Source organism: Undibacterium paludis, from assembly GCF_022568815.1.
In the GTDB taxonomy this organism is placed as follows: domain Bacteria; phylum Pseudomonadota; class Gammaproteobacteria; order Burkholderiales; family Burkholderiaceae_D; genus Undibacterium.
In genome coordinates, this window is the sequence record NZ_JAKZHX010000065.1 from 1 (window position 1) to 457 (window position 457).

Annotated in this window: 1 protein-coding gene; it reads right to left on the reverse strand. The window is 53.8% G+C overall.

Features of this window, described 5'->3' with window-relative positions:
• Positions 1-457, reverse strand: a 457-nt coding sequence (locus tag LZ463_RS28935; RefSeq protein WP_241459787.1) for a cysteine peptidase family C39 domain-containing protein, incomplete at both ends; no start/stop codon positions are given.

Here is a 457-nt window from a genome sequence, read left to right on the forward strand (position 1 = left end):
GGCCAATGGCATTCTGGGTGATCATCAGCAAGACAAAACCAAACACCAGCACTACCAGTAATTCCCTGTCGCCACTGACAATGACTTCATCAATCACAAACTGATTGAACAGGGGTGAGCAGATCGCAAAGATTTCCAGCGCCAAAGCCAGCGCAATGACTCTGACGATGGCAGGACGCAAACCGACGATATGACCAGTCAGGTCACGCAGGGCGACTTGCTTCTTTTCGTCTTTGGGTTTGAAGGCAGGGCTGGGGGATAATTCCAGGGCTACGCCGGTGAAATGCGCTGAGGCTTCCTCAAGCGATACACGGCGCTCACCGACCGCAGGGTCAAGCAAGACCAGCGAAACCCGGCCACGCCAGTCCTTGCGTACGGCTTTGAGGACAACAAAGTGATTGAGGTTCCAGTGCAGGATAGAGGGCAAGGCCAGTTGATCAAGCTCATCAAGTTCCAG